Raw genomic sequence first — 15851 nt, 5'->3', positions numbered from 1 at the left:
GCGGTTCTGTGATTTTTGCCTGAGGCTCACTAAAATTCCTTCGTGCTTTTAGACAGAGGCTTATTAATGAACCATTCTATTATCCGCCCGTCTCTCTCCAAATCTTTTGTATACATAGTTTTATTTGCTCCTAAACCTTTATATACCTATCACAAAGAAATTATAAAAAACCATTGATTTTTATATAGGTAAAGCCTATTAACCCTTACAGCATAAAGAGCGCCGAGGCATGACCATGAAAGAAATACTCGAGATACTGGAGAGCAATCCGAGAATCGCACCCAAAGAGATCGCAACAATGGTTGGAATCACGGAAGCACAGGCAGCCTCAAAGATAAAAGAGATGGAGAAAGAAGGTATCATACGGAAATACAAGACCGTTATCGACTGGGAAAAAGCCGGCGAGGAATACGTATATGCCATCATCGAGCTAAAGGTCGCCCTGCGCGAAAGGACAGGATACGACGCCATCGCCGAGCGTATCGCCAAGTTCCCCGAAGTAAGATCGGTCAGGCTTATTTCAGGCGACCACGATCTCTCTCTCACTGTGCGCGGGAAGTCCATGAAAGATGTGGCTTTTTTTGTGGCTGAAAAGATAGCCACGCTTGAACAGGTGCAGGGTACGGTCACGCATTTCGTGCTGAGAACATACAAAGAAGACGGAGATGTTTTATTTGAGAAAGAACGTTCCGAACGCCTTGCTATATCCCCGTGATTGCACGCCCGGAAAATTCGTGGCAGCAAGGGTAAAGAGTATCCCTCCATCCGGTATAAGGAAATTCTTTGATCTTGTCCAGGAAATGGACGACGTAATATCACTCGGGGTCGGGGAGCCTGATTTCGTTACTCCGTGGCATATCCGGGAAGCATGCATATATTCGCTTGAAAAAGGGCACACTTCATACACATCAAATTTCGGTCTTCTTGAATTGAGGGAATTGATCTCAAAATGCTTCAGAAAAGATTACAATGTCGATTATAATCCCGGGAACGAGATACTTGTTACCACGGGCGTCAGCGAAGCCGCAGACATCGCATTCAGGGCAATAATAAACCCGGGAGATGAGGTAATAGTTCCCGAGCCGTGCTATGTCTCATACAAGCCCAGCGTATATTTAGCAGGCGGGGAACCTGTTCCTGTATCCACGGACCAGGAGAACGCGTTCAGGGTGACAGCCGGGCAGATTGAGAAAAGCATCACAAATAAGACTAAAGCGCTTGTCCTGAGCTATCCCAATAACCCCACAGGAGCGGTCATGAGAAAAAGCGACCTTGAGGAGATTGCGGATGTGGTCAATGAGAACGACCTTGTGGTGATCTCGGATGAAGTGTACTGTAAATTAACGTATAACGGCGCTCACACCTGCTTCTCATCGCTTCCAGGAATGAAGGACATGACCATTGTATTGAACGGCTTCTCCAAATCGCATGCCATGACAGGGCTGCGCCTGGGCTATGCTGCGGGAAGTGAGGAGCTAATCGGCGCGATGACAAAGATACACCAGTATTCCATGCTCTGCGCACCCATCACAGCCCAGATGGGCGCGATAGAGGCATTAAAGAATGGTGACGGCGAGATGCAGAAGATGGTCAGGGAGTATGACCGCAGGCGACGCCTTGTTGTGAGCGGTCTTAATAAAATGGGTCTTGACTGTTTCGAGCCAGAGGGTGCATTCTATGCTTTCCCGAGCATCAGAAGCACGGGACTGACCTCTGAAGAATTTGCAGGCAGGCTCCTGAAAGAGCAGAAAGTGGCTGTCGTGCCCGGGAGCGTGTTCGGGGACTGCGGCGAAGGGTACCTGCGGTGTTCTTACGCAACGTCGTATGAGGAGTTAACAGAGGCGCTTGCCCGGATTAAGGCGTTTATTGAGAAACTTTAGGCTTTTTTAACATATAGGACTATAAACGCATATCCTTATCTTGCGGCTGGATTTTACTCAAAAAAATTGATGTTCCTGGCTTTCAATTATGAAGATAAGTTAGAATCCAGTGCCATTGACGAATAATTTCTAACTCTTTATATTTTTTCCCTACGAAACTATTATAATACATAACATTGTATGGCTTTCGAGGTGAGTTAAATGGAGCAATGTTTAGAATCAATAGAGCCCTTATCTGACAGATTAAGAAATTTATCACAAATGGTAGAAAAACTATCCAGAGATGCACTAAATGTGGTTAGTTATGCGAACAATCTCATAATCGAACTCGCAACTAACCCTCAACCAAGAAATACTGCATTGAAACGTGAATGTGAAGTGAACCGTGAAGTTGTGTTTTTGCCTGCATTCCTTGCAGGGATTGATGGCTATGAAAACGAAATCGAAAAATTGCTTTCTGATGCTGGCGGGGCAGCATTTCAATCGGATATCGTTAACGCAGCCGGTCTTTCTAAATCTGCGATAAGCGTTGTTTTGAGTCGTATGCATAAAGACGGAAAAATTGTAAAAATCAGACGAGGCAGAGAGAACCTCATACGGCTTAACGGAAGTCCCTGAGTGTCCAAAATGTACATAGAGATACTTCAAAGGCTCTGGTGAATTTTCAGCAGGAGGTTTCATGAAATATGCCTTTCTTTCACATAACCATACAGCCAAATGATTAGAGCTGGTGCGACAAGAAGCAAAGCCCCCGGCAAATATAACAACCCGAAACTTGGTACGCTCAAAACCTTTAAGATTGAGTGTCTACCCAAACTTCACCACAGGACATGCCCGGGTGCATTTTCCGCAACGTGTGCACTTTTGATTAACCCTTGCCGTACCATTAACACTGATCGCATGTGATGCACACTGTCCCACGCATACCCCGCATCCTGTGCATGAAAGAGCGCGCCGGATGGTCTTTTCTGCAAGCTCGATCAATTTCCTGGCATTTTCCTCATCCCCGCCCCTTGCGACTACTGTCCCGCTTGCATAAACATGCACGGTCTCCTCCCCGCGTTGAGCCAGGATAACGCCATCAATAGAATTTGTGCTGCCTATTACACCCATAAAACCCGTATCTTCGATCAGGGAGAGGGCAAGCGGAGCACCAAAGCTTCCTTCTGCTGTTACTCCTCCTGTTTTGCACGGTCTGTACCCGGCAGTCATGGTGAAATTGACCGGCTTTTTAGCATATTTCGGGGCGATATCGATACCCATCTTTTCAGCAAGCATCCTGATAGATTTCGGAAGCACCTGCCAGCGCCAGAAACCATATGTTACCCATTGTTCAGGTAATCCGCTGCGGGAAGCGTATCCCAGGAGGTATTTCTCAAGCTTTTCATTTAGCTCCGGGTGTATCTCTTTCAGTCGCGAAAAGTCAGCCATGCTTGCCGAGGGACAAAGCCAGCAGCCTATCCTGTCAAAACCCTCCTCATAAAGGGGATTATATCTTGCTTTTTTCCAGAAAAGATAAAGCCACACATGCAGGGCGGTCCAGTTCTGGATTGGGGTTGCTCCTATCTGGTTACCCACCCAGGGGTTCCTCCATATGTGTTCGCTGTTAGCCCTTATCTCGCTTTCGTATTTTCGCTGCCCTATGAATGTGAGACAGCCGTCTTCGTAGCTGCCTTCGATAAGCCGGGTTATAGCACCGAGCTTGCAGACCTTGCAGCACCACCTTGCTTCCACGGTGGGCGGCCCGAAATTGTCTATGGACTGCCAGAACGAATCACCCGAAGAATGGGACTTCAAGGGCAAACCAAGCTCTTCTGCAACTTGTTTTACATTATCCAGCGTCTCCTGGAATTCAAGACCGGTGTCGGCAAACAGGATATCGAACCCCGCCGCAGCATCGCGGACAAGAAGCAGGGTAGCAAGACTGTCTTTACCTCCGGAGTAGGATATGGTCACGGGCTTGCCTGTTGTCTCTACGACGTTTCTTATGAATCTATGTGCTTTTTCCTCCAGCTTTTTCAATATTTGCATATTTGCGATTACAGCATCATCCCACGTTCTTTTCACTCCGGCATTTGTTTGCTCAATAAGCTGCGGCTTGCCATTCCAGCGCGTCTTTACAGCCATGCCTTTTTCATGCGTGAGCATCCGTTCCGCGTTCATCCGCGCCCTGCCTGTGGCTATGATTTCTCCTTGCGGTGTCAGGACGATGACCTCGTCATCTTCGACTATGCTCGCTTCCGCTTCATTAACCCCGGGGGCGAGCACCGAGGCACCTTTTATAATAAAATCGATCGCCCCTTTATCAACAACTACCCATTTTCTCCCGCCGACCAGGCGCCTTGCTCCCTCAAGCCGCGGAATGAATACCCAGTCCATACGCTCAAGTTCAAAGCGCAGCGAACCCATGACTGCGCCGTCAAATATAACCTCGTCCATCCTGTCCTCATACGGCGCCTTGTTCAGCACTACGAGCCCGCCTTCGGGAATGATCTTAAGCCCAAACTGCTTCTCAGTCGTCCTGTTAATAAGGTCGATATCGTACCGGAAAGCAGGTCTCACATCGCCCGGCGGGGTTATGTCGATTTTCTTCGTGCCGGCTCCGCAGGCGCAGGTTTTCCCGAGCACGGGGAGGTTGCAGGACCGGCACCAGTATAATAATAACTCGCCGAGGTAGTGGGTCATGTTTCTCCACCTCGGTGCTGATACTATTTATATAGTACCTCTCAGGATAACCAGTGATGCCACCATAACCCTTTTATAGACAATACCACAGATAATTATACTGGAGAAATTTATCTGGCACGAGCGGGGTACAATTCTGGGAATGGTCTTTTGAGGCAAGCCTTACAGCATGTATTGAGGCGCTGGCTGCCTCCAATTCGATCGTGCGGGCAGAAGTGAGGTTTACCGGATTTGTTAATTGAGGTATGATATGGCTTGTGAGTATGATAACAGCGAGTGTGAATAAAAGAAAGAGTTAAAATTAAGGGGGGAACGAAGATGACAGGGGATATACAACATGAACTGGCTGGTAAAGCAGAATCGTTATGGATAGCAACTACTCATGATACTGGTTTTCCTTCGTTACAGGAAAATATCTCTGTTGATGTAGCAGTTTTGGGGGGAGGGATAGCGGGGATAACTTCGGCTGTATTTCTAAAAGAAGCGGGTCTGACAGTTGCAGTTGTTGAGGCAAAGAGGATCGTAAAAGGGGTCACGGGTCATACGACAGCCCACATCTCTTCAGCCCACAATCTTATCTACCGCCACCTCATCGACCATTTTGGCAGGGACGATGCAAAGCTTTACGCTGACGCGAACCAGGAAGCAATTGAGAGGATTGCCCGGCTGGTGGATAAGAACAATATCGATTGTGATTTTAGAAGAACATCAGAGTACATTTACGCAGAAAGCAGGGAGGAACTTGATAAACTTAAGAGCGAGTACGAAGCTGCTAAAAGCCTCGGGCTTCCTGTATCTTCTGCAGACGCAGCACCCGTGCCGTTTAAGACTTACGGCGCTATTCATTATCAGAACCAGGCGCAGTTCCACCCCAGGAAATACCTTTTAGCACTTTCGCAGCTAATCCCTGGCAAAGGCAGCTACATATTTGAGAATACACGCGCACTTGATGTTGAAGGAGGCAAACCGCGCAGGATCAAAACCGATAAGGGCTACTTAACGGCGAAAAACATCATTATCGCCACACATTATCCTATTCTTAATCAGGGACTCCTGTTCATGCGAATGGAGCCTTATCGTTCGTATGTCCTGGGCTTACGGGTCGCAGACGAGATCCAGGAAGAGATGTTTGACAGCAGTGAGGAACCGTCCCATTACATCCGCACCCATTCCACCCCGGCTGGTCCCCTGGTCATTGTTGGTGGAGAAGACCACCCTACCGGGCATGAGGCAAATACGATAGGACGCTATAAACGGCTGGAACAATACGCACGGGCACGTTTCCGGGTAGAATCAATAGATTACCGCTGGTCTACCCAGGATAACTATTCGTTTGATAAGGTTCCCTTCATCGGAAGACTGTCAGGCAGCAAGCATCTTTACGTAGCTACAGCCTTTAAAGGCTGGGGAATGACCCACGGCACGATTGCAGGAATGATTTTATCCGACATGATCCTCGGCATATCGAACCCCTACCAGGAGCTGTATGATCCCGGGCGCTTTAAGCCCATGACAACGGCGAAGAAACTGGTTACACAGAACGTACACATCGCCGAAACACTGATAAAAGGCAGGCTCTCAAAGCCTGAAAGACTTACCCGGCTTGGTGCCGGTGAAGCCAGGGTAGCGGAAATCGATGATAAAGAAGCGGGCGTGTACAAAGATGAAAAAGGGAACATACATGCAGTTTCTCCTGTTTGTACGCATATGGGGTGTATCGTTAGCTGGAACAATGCCGAGAGGTCATGGGATTGCCCCTGCCACGGCTCACGCTTTGGTTTTGATGGTGAGGTCATCCATAGCCCTACTGTAAAAAATCTTGAGAAAGAGGAGTTTAAAACCAGAAAGATTTAAAAAATCAATAATTAAAATACAAAAAATTCATAAGAGCAACAGCAGGACCGCTGCATAGATCAACGCACCTGCCACGAAGAATTTCGGTTCTCCTTTTTCTGTTCCAGGTACCTCATCCTTAATAACATTGAAGAGCACCGCTCCTGCTACGAATGCCAGAAGCACCGCTGCCTCAGATCGCCTTTCCGGGAAGCGGATAGAAAGAGCCCAGCCTGTAATAGGCATTATACTGAGTATGTACCTGCCATATTTCTCGAACATACTGTGGTAGTGTATCTCCATAGTTCTATCCGTCCCAAAGAAATGAAGAATAAGGGCGATAGAGAACAGCAGAGCCCCAATCAGGCTTGACCGGACTTCAAAGCGGAGATTATAGGCTATCAGCAGGCTTACGAGGGCAAGTATGCTAAAGTGTATGACGAATACTCCTTTTGGGGCTGCGACTGAATCCATGTGCTGTCCGGTATCTACAGCAGCCCTGCGGCGTGAGTGTACTGCCGCATGCTCTGATATGAAGAACACGAGAAAGCCCATGAACGCAACGCCGAAGATCGCGACCTCTGAGATAAATAATTGCCCGAGATAATTACGCAGCAATAAGTTGAGATGCTCCCCTGCCTTCTGTATTGTTGGTAGAAGGTCGAAGAACACATAGGCTGCGGCAATGCCGCCTGAGAAAGAGACCACTCCGTTACCATATCGCTCTGAGAATCCGTATAACTTCGGAGCGGTAAGATGTACAGTTGAAAAGATAATTGCAATAATCAGAGTGATTAGAACTATCTGTTCAGGCATACTTTATCCCCACTGATAGAAGGATAGGATTTCTACATGCTTAAATCCAGCGGAAGGCAAGGTATGGATTTTACCCGCCGGTAGTATAAGGATGGAAATGGTAGCAGTGCTGGCTATCCCAATCCATTCATATTGGATATGAGTTTTTTATTTTTTATCTCTTCCTATTCTATATGTTATAAATATTGATGATATACCAACTATTATACTCATTATTCCTGTCAATGAAAAGGATAAAGAATTTGCCTTTTCATTAGTTTCATTGCTTGATCCGTTGTTTGCTATACTGGCAGTAGCAGATGGACTATAAGCAGGAGCAGGAGTTGCGACAGGAGCGGAAGTTATAATAGCGGTAGGTACAGGCGTATTATAGCCATTAACAGGCAGGACTATAATAGTTTGACGTGCCGTATGTCTTTCTTTTATATAGAATGTATATACTTCAGCCTGATTGAAGGTATAACTGAAATTGTCACCTATAGCTACCAGACTTGCATCCGGAAATAATTTTTGATCACTAACTACCGTGATGGTAAATTGGTTGTCAGCATCATTTTCCCATTCAACAGTATCACCTTGATTAATAGTCAATGTACGACTTACATATTGGGCTGGATTGCGTGTCGTTATATCAATAACTTTATAAAATCCTAAGTCTGGATTTATATATGATATATAAACTACAGGTATATTATCAGCGGTTGCGATTTTAATTTCAATACCGGATAATATAATTAAAAGTATCAGGATGATTCTGGCGGATTTATTTATCATATATTAATGTATCTGGTTATTCATTTATTTTATTGTCTGTCTGATTCATTTTTATATTGAACTATTTATATATTGTTATGTTTTCTACATTTATTCCATAATGTTTTATAAGATATATTCCAATAATTATGCCTAATATAACCATGATTATACCGAAAATAGCAATAAGAATGATATGACCTATTGTTCCTTTTTTTTCATCATCGTCTATTGAATTATTTTCTTTTTCTACGATTTTAGAATTTATATTTATTCCAGCAACTTTACTTATTTCACCTATGATAACGTCTGTTGGATCATGCCCCATATTTTTAAATATTCTTATTCCATCGTTTATTAAATCAAACCCTTCAATTAATTTATTCTTACCACGCTCTATTTCTTCTTTTCGTTTTATGTCTAATTTTTTTTTCTGTTTGCATCCTTCTATAATTATCTAAAATCTGGATTGTGGTACCGGAAGGAGACAGAGGTTCCCGGGTTTTTTATTTCTTAATATATTAATATTACATAATTTAATTTCTTCTGATGATACAGCTATTTTCACATTTTTTGTTTTTAATAGCTGGTAGCAAAATGTTAAAATCCCGGCAATATCACTGCCTCTATAATCTAAATACAGGTCTGGTTCTTTATAAATAATATCTGAAATTATATCGATATCTTTATAGATAGTTCCAGAATAAGAGTATTCTTTTAAATCGAATTTATCAAGGTTATCAAATATCGCATTATCCATATCACCGTGGCGGGGCTGTAGTTCCAGATCTTGCAGCAATTTGGTAGCATTCTTTTTAAATTCATTAAATATTGAATATGTTATATCCGAGTTAACTGAAACTATGTAGTATCCCTGGTCTCTTGCTAAATATTTATGAGCGAGTACGAAACAATAAATTATTATCCTTTCATCTTTTTTATCTATATAAAGATCGACACCTTTGTTGAAAAATGTTACCGCCTTTTCATTTTTTTCTTTGTGATGCGGAAATAATAACCCTGTTTGATCTTCATATATTTTCAGTTCCATATATTCTTCCTGATGCCAGACCATATTTTATTCAATTAAATCATCCATGAATTTATCAAATCCGTAAGTATATACGTTTTTATTTTCATCCCTTAACGGTATATAGTACTCATGCCCTTCCCCATTAATTTTTTTTGTATAATAGAAAACAGGATAAATAGACGCAGATGCTTCATTCAGCAACTCTTTAATAAATATACTATTTGAGATCCTGCTTTCTATAAATTGTTTAAATCCTTCATAATCATTTTCATAATTTGGATATTCTCTTGTAAAGAAGTCACTTTTCGTTACTACGATATATGGTTTAACATTTCTTCCATTTTCTTGCAATCTACCTAATATTTTTACATATTGAGTTATTCCCATGTCTGCAAAATTTGGATATTTAGAGCCGTCTATGATAAATATCAATTTATCTGATTTCGTAATTTCTTTTGCAACTGCCTCGTATTTTATTTCTTCTTCATATTTTTTATCGTTCTCACCTTTTTTGGAACTCTTTTTGATATACATATATTTATATATTTTTTCTATAAAAGGTCCGGGATAATCTAAAGTCCTTAACATCATTTCTTTTGGAAATAAACCACCGATATCATAAATAAATTGATATTTACTGATTTCCTGTGTACGCCTTGGCCATATTATTTCTTCTTTGTGCATCTGGTCGATCAATTCTAAAAGATCCGGGCTTGGTTTAACAGGTCCTTTTGCTGTTTCTAAAGCTCTCATATAACAGCCGGCAATAAAAAGGGTTTTACCCGATTGGGCAGGACCTAATACGAAAATCTTTGAGCCTTTCGCTTTATAATTCATTACTTCACCGAAAAAATATGAGAATATTAATACCACTACTGAATCCTTAATGAAATTGCCACTATCAGCGGTCGATAAATAAAATATAATATAAGAAATAACAACATAAATTACCGAAATAATACTGATATTAGCGGCTGCCTGTTTTATTTCTTTTCTATATGTGAATTTAAAACGGTTGCCTGATAAGCCCCCAATCAAAATCCCTAAAATAATGAAAATCAAATTGAAATTTATACTAAAAAGTTTAAAGATGTAACTGGTTATTGAAAATAATCCTATTGACAATAATATAGCCTGCACTCTCTTATAAATATCTAAATATAATAAAAAAATCGATCCAATATAAAATCCTACGGCAATACTGAAAAGAATCGATGTCCCCGCAGGATCGATGGACTTAATCCCATCGGCAAGTTGTTTCATCAGATCGGTTTTCCATGATCTTACAATGATGTCCATTAAAAAAGGCGTCAATATCGTTACTATGCCGAAAATGACAAGAAATTTGACATAATCTTTATCTATCCCGATCTTCATAAAATATAAATGATTCCCCACATTGCCATTATTGAAGTCCCCCCATTTTTATTTTTCGAATCTTTTAATAGAAAAAATGAACCTTTTGCATCTTTGTTCATTTTTTCATAAAGAATTTTTAATATCTATCTCTTCATAATTCTGATAATATAAAGATTTAATATCTTTATCACTCTGTAATAATAATTGTTTATTATTTTCGTCTTCTATATTAAATATCTTTTTTCTTCTTATAAATTTTCCTTTATCAAGCAAATATGAATGATGGAAGAAGGCAGCCCCGTTTTTTTCTACAATATTATAATATTGATAGTAGCCCGCCCTCGGATCTGTTATGTTGCGAACATTATCAAATGGAACTCCCGCCACGAATAAGACCAGACCAACCCCCCACGTATCTCCCCAGGGACATTTCCATTCAGAATAATTTTCTTTATCTATACTGAATGAATTTGTTACTGCAACCTTTGAATCTATATCCGATGGAGATACATTAGCAAGAGTTACAAAAAGATTCATTAACTTTGTCTTATCCCATCTTTTTGTGTTATCCTGGGATTCTATAACTCTTCTTACTAATATGTTATACCTGTTATCTATTTCTCTTTCAATACCATCCTGTAAATTTTGTTTTAAGACCAGAGATTCACTTTTATCTTCCAGAATGTTATTTATATTAGCACCCGTGACGGTAGCCCTGAATATATTTGTAGGCTGAATATCCATAATATATCTGATAACATCTTTCTCAGCCCTACTCATAGCCTGTACATCTTTTCCTATATTTATCATATTGTCATGATATTTTTTCATATGTTCAGAATGTCTTCTAAGGACAGGAGTATTATTCTTTAGTAATTTTTCCAGATTATTGATCATCTCTGCCTTTTTCACGATTTGATCCCACTCGATAGAATAATTTTGTAAATTATTTTGTAATTTAGTTATATCCGCATCATAACCTAAGTTTGATTTTATTATATCATCAATATTTACATCCCTGCGTTTTACAGGATCTTTTAATGTTATTATTAAATTCTCGAATAATAATGACTCGGCATTGGGAAACGTTTCTCTGGTCATGTTTATTATCTTTGATATGATATCATCTTTCTTTTGATCAATTATTTGTTTGACATCAAAATCATAAACACAATCCATAGTACTGATTTTGCCAGTGGTCTTGACCCCGAACACTTTATCGTTATTTAATTCTGCGATTTTAAGGTCAATCTTTTTTCTTAAGTCTCTATTCCTTTTTATCCTGCCGGTCTCTGTAACAATCCCGATCATCCTGTCCAGAGCCGGTATTCCTTTCTTAAGTTCTATTTGTGCCTTTTTTAATTCTTTTGCATTTGCCAGACTTCTTAAAATAACGTTTTTATCCTCAAAATATATACCTATATTATCAAGTTTTTGATATATTTTATCTGCAATACTTTCTATGTTCCTGACAGGTTCGTTATCAATATCCCTTATTGAACTGCGGGAATTTATGTTATTAATAAATTCTACAAGGTTGTCTTTAAGAAGCGCGAAATCATTACCTATTGGAGAAATGCTGTCGTCTAATAGATCAAGATGTGTAATATTTTTAACTTCATTTTGCTGCCATATTCTTCTGTTTTTATCCAGTTCATTTTCCACTTTATCTTTATAATTCTTTATATCATCCTGTACGGATCTGATTGTTCCGTCTAAAGTTCTTCTTTTCCCATTTAAACTATCTATTTCATCCCTGGTTTTATTAAGCTGTCTTCCCAATCTATACTCATCTGCCTTGATCATCACCTTCAGTGTATCTTTAACAATATCCTCAGGGAAATTATTGGCCATATTTAGCACATTTTTCATAATTTCGATGATTTCGACATCTTTTTTCAGGATTTTATACAATGTTGAATCTACATCATCCCTGAAACTTTTATCTTCTATAGAAATGGTGTCAGTCTCCGATTTAATACTTGTGATTTGTTTTTCAACATCGTCGCTCTCAGTTCCTTTAATTCCGTCATCTACGGCTTTTTTAAGGTGTATTATTGAATTATAATCAAGGTCTTTGAAGAAATTCGCGGCGCTAACGGATTTCTCATCAGGTTCTAAAACAAGGTCGAATCTTGATAATCTTTCCCTGATAAATGATTTATCTTCATCAGGAAGCCCGATATTTCTTATAAAAGAAAAATCTGAAATAAATTTTTTAATATTAGTATACATTTCTTCTTCATTTTTCAAAGATATGTCTTTGTCCTGGAGACTTTCAATAACTTTATCTTTAAGTTTTTTAATTGATTCTACATTATATCTCACGATCTGTGATGTTGCTATTACAAATGGTGCATACTCAGGTAAATTAGAAAAGAATAATTGCCCGGGGTTGTTGTACCATGCAACAAAAATATATGGGATCGTTTCATCAAACTCTCTTAGTAATCTTTCGTGTTCGTCTGATGCTTTCTCTTTTCCCGGATACCTGGTTACCTCCATAGGTATAAGAACTACATTCTTAAAAGGAGTATCTTTGTTCAGATAACCATGCTCCAGTTCACTGATCATTGCAAAATTATTTGCTTTTTCATCCGGACTCTCATCCAGCGTGGATAAAATACCAAAAAGGGTTATATCCGATGTCGGTTGAATGGTTTTCAGCTTAGTAGCCAGATCGAAAGCCATACCACTGCCAGTCCCTCCCCCCAGACCTACTATGATATCTACCTGGGCAGTCAGGGGCAAATCAATATCAAACAGCCCCTGGCTCAAAGCTTTATAATAAATAGCTTTGCCGATCGCTCTTTTTCGATAAACGCCTTTAGAGAAATTCAATTCTTTAAAATTCTCGCGATTGATGACCTTCTTATACCAGTCATCTCCAAGCTGGGGATCATTTATCCACCATATCGATGCTCCGGTGGCTTTTTTAACATTTTGCTCAATACCGATAAGATCATACGGGCTTTGTAAGGTCATCTCTTTTGTTAATAACGAGTAAGATATGTTTATCCTGCCAACATTTTTATTTGCAGAATTTGGATCGGATCTGTATTCTTCTCCTATTTTATCTATGCTCTTATTTATTCGCTGGATCCTCTCCAGATCATTATTTTCTTCATCGATTGCCGTATCTATAATCCTGACATCGACTGTTGTGGCTGTAAATTTTGGTTTTATTATCTCCCTGAGGATCCATTCTTTCTCTAATGTTGTATATATAAGATCTTTTCCAGCTCCACCTATTGCGAATATGTATCTGGGAAAGCTCATATTTTGTATTTCCGGCATTGTTTCCACTCCTTTCTAATCTTCATTATCATCAGAATATTGCTTTCTTGAGCCCAATAAATAACCAATTATAAAACATATCAATATCGATATTAAAAAATAACGTTTAGCCACGTATTATCTTTTATCTCTATAAAACCGAACAGTAAAAGATTGTTCGGCAACTGGATATTTTTCATACTGTTGGCAAGAATCTGCGCATCGTTCACCAATCCAAGGTCAAACAGGTTCCTGGTTTCTTTTTTTAAATCATCAAGTTGAGACCAGCTGACTTGCTGTAAAGTTTTTTCAAAGTTTTCCTTTTTTAAAATTATCAGGTCAAATGATTCGATCCCTGTTAATTTATCATCTGCATGAATTTCATAGAATTTTAATTTTGTATTACCAAATTTAGTAATAATAATATCGCTATTACCACATTTAATATTATTCCCGGCATCAGGAGCTTTCCCGGAAATAGTCACATATATAAACTGTTTATTTAATGAAGATAAGTTCAATGTTATTTTTTGCTGGTATCTGTTTTCATTTATAAATGCATTTAATTCGCCGAAATCATACAACGGTTTATCCCCTGCCGGAATTAAACTCGTTTCAATGGTCAGCAAATTGTTATCTTGAAGCTCATTAATTTTGACTGTTAGATTTGTTTGAATTCCTTCACGGAGGCTGGAAGGCAAAGTTCCAGAAGTAAGCTCAACAGTCGCGGCAGAAGAATTATTCACAAAGAAAATAAATAATATCAATATAATGATTTTTTTATTGATTGATAAATTGAAATGATTTATTTTCATTAGATCCCCCATTTTATTCATTAATTCCAGTACTTCTTAAGGCTGCAATGCAGGATATTTGAATTCTTTCCAGATTTCAGGAGTTTTGATGTATTCTCTGGAATTTACTTGGACCAGCGGAGATACAGCATACACTAACCTCCATTATTACATATGTAATAAAGCGATATAAATACATTGACATCATTCTTATCAATGTATATCAAAAGAATCTGATAGGCATTTTAAGTTGTAGGAAAATCACCCCAGCCCGACCATATCCTTCAGCCCGTGCCCCGTAGCAAGAACTACAACAGTACCCGATAATCCCTTCTTCATCACACCTGCATAAGCCACCGCGCCGCTCGGCTCAACAAAGATCCCGTTCCTTGCAAGCTTATCACGCGCGGCAAGCGCCTCCCCATCAGAAACCCGCAATGCAAAGCCATCCGAATCCCTGATCGCCCGGAGCGCAGCAAGACCGTCTATCGGGTCGCCGCACGCTATGGCGGTCGCTACAGTTTTTGGATCACGGACAGGGATTATCTCATCAAGCTTATTCTCCCATGCATGGACCACCGGAGCGCATGCTTCGACCTGCACGCCTATTATACGGGGCATTCTGTCCGTTATCCCGACGAGCGCAAGCTCCCTGAATGCCTCATAGATGCTCCATATAAGCGTGCCGTTCCCCACAGGAACAACAACATAATCCGGCACATGCCAGTACAACTGGTCAGCGATCTCAAAACCTACAGTCTTGGTGCCTTCGCTACGCCAGGGATAATCGCCTGTCAGGAACGAGTCGCTATTGGAAATAACATATTCTTCAACCTGCCTGATCGCAACAGAGTAATCCCCTTCCACGGCTACCGTCTCAGAGCCGTAGGCTTTTATCTGTGTGATCTTTTCTTTTCCTGCTATATCGGGGATGAAAACCCTGCATTCAAGCCCGGCATAGGCTGCATATGCAGCCACAGATGCGCCCATGTTGCCTGTCGAAGCCAGCGCGACCCTGTGTTTCCTGAACTCAAGCGCTTTTGTGATCTCAAGGGAAGAGCCCCTATCCTTGAAAGAACCTGTCGGGTTTGCGGCTTCGTATTTTATGAGCAGCCGCCCGTTTTCCCCGAGCCTTTTGTTCTCAAGCAGGGGCGTGCCGCCTTCTCCCATCGTTATAATCCTGGACAGGTCTTTTACTGGCATGAACGCCCAGTATTTCCAGTGCGTGGGCTTTGCGCGCATGAAATCATCGCGGAGGATGACCTTCTGTATAGCTCTGTAATCATATTCCGCATCAAGGGGTCCGCCGCATTCGCACCTTGGGATCGGGAGCCTCTCTATCTCATGGGGTTTATGTATCCTCCCGCAACGAAAACACCTGAAATCGGTGACATAGACCATGATGGTTAATTCACGCGCTTT

General features: G+C 40.7%; 13 protein-coding genes. 4 read left to right on the top strand and 9 right to left on the bottom strand.

The genetic code is table 11. The features are described 5' to 3' along the window. Nucleotides 1-235: 235 nt before the first annotated feature. The 3 genes from MNV_RS04065 (at nucleotide 236) to MNV_RS04055 (ending at nucleotide 2498) form a co-directional block, all read left to right on the top strand. Nucleotides 236-715, top strand: a complete 480-nt coding sequence (locus MNV_RS04065) for an Lrp/AsnC family transcriptional regulator (protein ID WP_096204100.1) — start codon at nucleotides 236-238, stop codon at nucleotides 713-715. Continuing rightward, entirely contained in the window at nucleotides 675-1880 is a 1206-nt protein-coding gene (locus MNV_RS04060) for an aminotransferase class I/II-fold pyridoxal phosphate-dependent enzyme (protein WP_256999939.1), read from the top strand. The genes MNV_RS04065 and MNV_RS04060 overlap by 41 nt, the downstream gene beginning before the upstream one ends. 261 nt (nucleotides 1881-2141) lie before the next feature. After that, nucleotides 2142-2498 (top strand): helix-turn-helix transcriptional regulator, encoded by a 357-nt coding sequence (locus tag MNV_RS04055; protein ID WP_143311622.1) that lies wholly within the window; start codon nucleotides 2142-2144, stop codon nucleotides 2496-2498. A gap of 189 nt (nucleotides 2499-2687) precedes the next feature. Here MNV_RS04055 and MNV_RS04050 read toward each other — a convergent pair whose 3' ends face one another. Beyond that, nucleotides 2688-4565, bottom strand: coding sequence for a phosphoadenosine phosphosulfate reductase domain-containing protein (locus MNV_RS04050; protein ID WP_096204097.1), 1878 nt, complete (start codon nucleotides 4563-4565; stop codon nucleotides 2688-2690). Between the two features lie 318 nt (nucleotides 4566-4883). Here MNV_RS04050 and MNV_RS04045 point away from each other — a divergent pair, with 318 nt between their 5' ends. Next, nucleotides 4884-6419 carry an FAD-dependent oxidoreductase gene (locus MNV_RS04045; protein ID WP_096204096.1) on the top strand — a complete coding sequence of 512 codons (1536 nt, stop codon included), beginning with the start codon at nucleotides 4884-4886 and terminating at the stop codon, nucleotides 6417-6419. A gap of 27 nt (nucleotides 6420-6446) precedes the next feature. Here the strand turns inward: MNV_RS04045 and MNV_RS04040 are convergent, their stop codons facing one another. From MNV_RS04040 to thrC, 8 genes are all read right to left on the bottom strand, one after another. Beyond that, nucleotides 6447-7214 carry a hypothetical protein gene (locus MNV_RS04040; protein ID WP_096204095.1) on the bottom strand — a complete coding sequence of 256 codons (768 nt, stop codon included), beginning with the start codon at nucleotides 7212-7214 and terminating at the stop codon, nucleotides 6447-6449. 147 nt (nucleotides 7215-7361) lie between these two features. Continuing rightward, nucleotides 7362-7988, bottom strand: a complete 627-nt coding sequence (locus MNV_RS04035; protein WP_096204094.1) for a cupredoxin domain-containing protein — start codon at nucleotides 7986-7988, stop codon at nucleotides 7362-7364. Nucleotides 7989-8049: 61 nt separating this feature from the next. Continuing rightward, on the bottom strand, nucleotides 8050-8295 hold the full coding sequence (locus MNV_RS04030) for a hypothetical protein (protein ID WP_096204093.1): 246 nt from the start codon (nucleotides 8293-8295) through the stop codon (nucleotides 8050-8052). A gap of 129 nt (nucleotides 8296-8424) precedes the next feature. Then, nucleotides 8425-9018: a hypothetical protein gene (locus MNV_RS04025; protein ID WP_096204092.1), complete on the bottom strand. Its 594-nt coding sequence runs from the start codon at nucleotides 9016-9018 to the stop codon at nucleotides 8425-8427. 27 nt (nucleotides 9019-9045) lie between these two features. Continuing rightward, a complete protein-coding gene (locus MNV_RS04020) occupies nucleotides 9046-10377 on the bottom strand; it encodes a hypothetical protein (RefSeq protein WP_096204091.1) in 1332 nt (443 codons plus the stop codon). A 105-nt stretch (nucleotides 10378-10482) separates the two neighbouring features. Then, nucleotides 10483-13656, bottom strand: a complete 3174-nt coding sequence (locus MNV_RS04015; protein ID WP_096204090.1) for a coiled-coil domain-containing protein — start codon at nucleotides 13654-13656, stop codon at nucleotides 10483-10485. Nucleotides 13657-13748: 92 nt separating this feature from the next. Next, the gene (locus MNV_RS04010) at nucleotides 13749-14450 is read right to left on the bottom strand and encodes a hypothetical protein (RefSeq protein ID WP_143311621.1); all 702 of its coding nucleotides are present in this window, start codon (nucleotides 14448-14450) and stop codon (nucleotides 13749-13751) included. Nucleotides 14451-14690: 240 nt separating this feature from the next. Beyond that, nucleotides 14691-15851, bottom strand: a 1161-nt coding sequence (gene thrC, locus MNV_RS04005) for a threonine synthase (protein ID WP_096204088.1), incomplete at its 5' end; no start/stop codon positions are given.

The sequence above is a fragment of the Candidatus Methanoperedens nitratireducens genome, assembly GCF_900196725.1.
Lineage (GTDB): Archaea > Halobacteriota > Methanosarcinia > Methanosarcinales > Methanoperedenaceae > Methanoperedens > Methanoperedens nitroreducens_A.
Note: the sequence above shows the minus strand (reverse complement) of the source record. Positions and strands in the feature narration are given on the sequence as shown.